Source organism: Secundilactobacillus hailunensis (assembly GCF_005405185.1).
Taxonomy (GTDB): domain Bacteria; phylum Bacillota; class Bacilli; order Lactobacillales; family Lactobacillaceae; genus Secundilactobacillus; species Secundilactobacillus hailunensis.
Window position 1 is genome coordinate 1 of sequence record NZ_BJDO01000100.1, and the last position, 2,178, is coordinate 2,178.

19 tRNA genes and 1 rRNA gene are annotated in these 2,178 nt (G+C 49.1%); all 20 read left to right on the plus strand.

Annotated features, from left to right (window positions below):
- Window positions 1-99: ribosomal RNA gene (gene rrf / locus FFM73_RS12345) — 5S ribosomal RNA — on the plus strand; the annotation flags it as partial.
- Between the two features lie 9 nt (window positions 100-108).
- Window positions 109-181 (plus strand) — tRNA-Val (locus tag FFM73_RS12350).
- 2 nt (window positions 182-183) lie between these two features.
- Window positions 184-256 (plus strand) — tRNA-Lys (locus tag FFM73_RS12355).
- Window positions 257-331: 75 nt separating this feature from the next.
- Window positions 332-404: transfer RNA gene (locus FFM73_RS12360), tRNA-Thr, on the plus strand.
- 14 nt (window positions 405-418) lie between these two features.
- Window positions 419-490: transfer RNA gene (locus FFM73_RS12365), tRNA-Gly, on the plus strand.
- A gap of 14 nt (window positions 491-504) precedes the next feature.
- Window positions 505-590, plus strand: a tRNA-Leu gene (locus FFM73_RS12370).
- 21 nt (window positions 591-611) lie between these two features.
- Window positions 612-685: transfer RNA gene (locus tag FFM73_RS12375), tRNA-Arg, on the plus strand.
- Between the two features lie 6 nt (window positions 686-691).
- Window positions 692-765: transfer RNA gene (locus tag FFM73_RS12380), tRNA-Pro, on the plus strand.
- Window positions 766-803: 38 nt separating this feature from the next.
- Window positions 804-877, plus strand: a tRNA-Met gene (locus tag FFM73_RS12385).
- A 15-nt stretch (window positions 878-892) separates the two neighbouring features.
- A tRNA-Ile gene (locus tag FFM73_RS12390) sits at window positions 893-966 on the plus strand.
- 46 nt (window positions 967-1,012) lie between these two features.
- Window positions 1,013-1,102: transfer RNA gene (locus tag FFM73_RS12395), tRNA-Ser, on the plus strand.
- Window positions 1,103-1,108: 6 nt separating this feature from the next.
- Window positions 1,109-1,182, plus strand: a tRNA-Met gene (locus FFM73_RS12400).
- Window positions 1,183-1,188: 6 nt separating this feature from the next.
- A tRNA-Asp gene (locus FFM73_RS12405) sits at window positions 1,189-1,262 on the plus strand.
- Window positions 1,263-1,270: 8 nt separating this feature from the next.
- Window positions 1,271-1,343 (plus strand) — tRNA-Phe (locus FFM73_RS12410).
- A 16-nt stretch (window positions 1,344-1,359) separates the two neighbouring features.
- Window positions 1,360-1,430 (plus strand) — tRNA-Gly (locus FFM73_RS12415).
- Window positions 1,431-1,434: 4 nt separating this feature from the next.
- Window positions 1,435-1,509, plus strand: a tRNA-Ile gene (locus FFM73_RS12420).
- 2 nt (window positions 1,510-1,511) lie between these two features.
- A tRNA-Ser gene (locus tag FFM73_RS12425) sits at window positions 1,512-1,599 on the plus strand.
- A 31-nt stretch (window positions 1,600-1,630) separates the two neighbouring features.
- Window positions 1,631-1,702: transfer RNA gene (locus FFM73_RS12430), tRNA-Glu, on the plus strand.
- Between the two features lie 21 nt (window positions 1,703-1,723).
- Window positions 1,724-1,797: transfer RNA gene (locus FFM73_RS12435), tRNA-Met, on the plus strand.
- A 7-nt stretch (window positions 1,798-1,804) separates the two neighbouring features.
- A tRNA-Asp gene (locus tag FFM73_RS12440) sits at window positions 1,805-1,878 on the plus strand.
- Window positions 1,879-2,178 lie beyond the last annotated feature (300 nt).

Here is a 2,178-nt window from a genome sequence, read left to right on the forward strand (position 1 = left end):
AAGGATACACCTGTTCCCATGCCGAACACAGTAGTTAAGCTTCAGCACGCCAAGAGTAGTTGGGGGATCGCCCCCTGCGAGGGTAGGACGTTGCCACGCTATTTTTATGGAGGATTAGCTCAGTTGGGAGAGCGTCTGCCTTACAAGCAGAGGGTCACAGGTTCGAGCCCTGTATCCTCCATTGAGCCGTTAGCTCAGTTGGTAGAGCATCTGACTTTTAATCAGAGGGTCGACAGTTCGAGACTGTCACGGCTCATTCGTCAATTACCAAGTTGACGTTGATTATTATGTTGACAATGAAAGTCAGATTTGATACTATATCTATTGTGTTGCCGACTTAGCTCAGTTGGTAGAGCACCTGTCTTGTAAACAGGGGGTCGGAAGTTCGAATCTTCTAGTCGGCATTTCAACTAAATATGCGGAAGTAGTTCAGTGGTAGAACATCACCTTGCCATGGTGGGGGTCGCGGGTTCGAATCCCGTCTTCCGCTTATGCCAATATAACGCCGGGGTGGCGGAATTGGCAGACGCACAGGACTTAAAATCCTGCGGTCAGTGATGACCGTACCGGTTCGATCCCGGTCCTCGGCATTTTAATAAGTTTAGTATTTTGCACCCATAGCGCAATTGGATAGAGTGTCTGACTACGAATCAGAAGGTTGTAGGTTCGACTCCTACTGGGTGCATTTGAACGGGAAGTAGCTCAGCTTGGTAGAGCACCTGGTTTGGGACCAGGGGGTCGCAGGTTCGAATCCTGTCTTCCCGATTTAAATAAAGTTTCTAACAGTTTTATTTAAACACCATCGCGGTGTAGCTCAGCTGGCTAGAGCGTCCGGTTCATACCCGGGAGGTCGAGGGTTCGATCCCCCCCGCCGCGATTTGATCTTTGACTCGGACCTTTAGCTCAGTTGGTTAGAGCAGACGGCTCATAACCGTCCGGTCGTAGGTTCGAGTCCTACAAGGTCCAATTGGTCCTTAGTTGCCGATCATTATTTTAGTATCATTTTCATTATGGAGGATTACCCAAGTCTGGCTGAAGGGAACGGTCTTGAAAACCGTCAGGTGGGTCAAACCACGCGAGAGTTCGAATCTCTCATCCTCCTTATTATCGCGGGGTGGAGCAGTCTGGTAGCTCGTCGGGCTCATAACCCGAAGGTCGTTGGTTCAAATCCAGCCCCCGCAATTGTATGGTTCGTTGGTCTAGCTGGTTAGGACGCCTGCCTGTCACGCAGGAGATCACGAGTTCGAGTCTCGTACGAACCGTTTTTTATGGCTCGGTAGCTCAGTCGGTAGAGCAACGGATTGAAGCTCCGTGTGTCGGCGGTTCGATTCCGTCCCGCGCCATAGCTCAAGGATCCATGCGGGTATAGTTTAGTGGTAAAACCACAGCCTTCCAAGCTGTTGTCGCGAGTTCGATTCTCGTTACCCGCTTTTTGGGCCTATAGCTCAGCTGGTTTAGAGCGCACGCCTGATAAGCGTGAGGTCGATGGTTCGAGTCCATTTAGGCCCATTGGAGAAATACTCAAGTGGCTGAAGAGGCGCCCCTGCTAAGGGTGTAGGTCGCGAAAGCGGCGCGAGAGTTCGAATCTCTCTTTCTCCGTTGTATCCTTACATTACATTTTTAAAGCTATGACCCGTTGGTCAAGTGGTTAAGACACCGCCCTTTCACGGCAGTAACATGGGTTCGAATCCCGTACGGGTCATCATCATAACTTTTATATTATCGCGGGGTGGAGCAGTCTGGTAGCTCGTCGGGCTCATAACCCGAAGGTCGTTGGTTCAAATCCAGCCCCCGCAATTCGAATGGTTCGTTGGTCTAGCTGGTTAGGACGCCTGCCTGTCACGCAGGAGATCACGAGTTCGAGTCTCGTACGAACCGTCCTTTTACGTAAATCGCCGTTAGGGCGGTTTTTTTAATTTCAGCTGATTTTTAATCAGAAAAGGGGGTCTAAGCTTTTTAGTGTTGATTAAGTTCAACACTGAGAAACTTAGGCCTGTTTTTTTGCAAAAAAAGGACACCTAGTCTCCCAGGCGTTATACTTTACAGCGACCAAACCAAAAGTAAAGGCAGGGAAATTAAGGGTCTAAGCTTTTTAGTGTTGATTAAGTTCAACACTGAGAAACTTAGGCCTGTTTTTTTGCAAAAAAAGGACACCTAGTCTCCCAGGCGTTATACTTT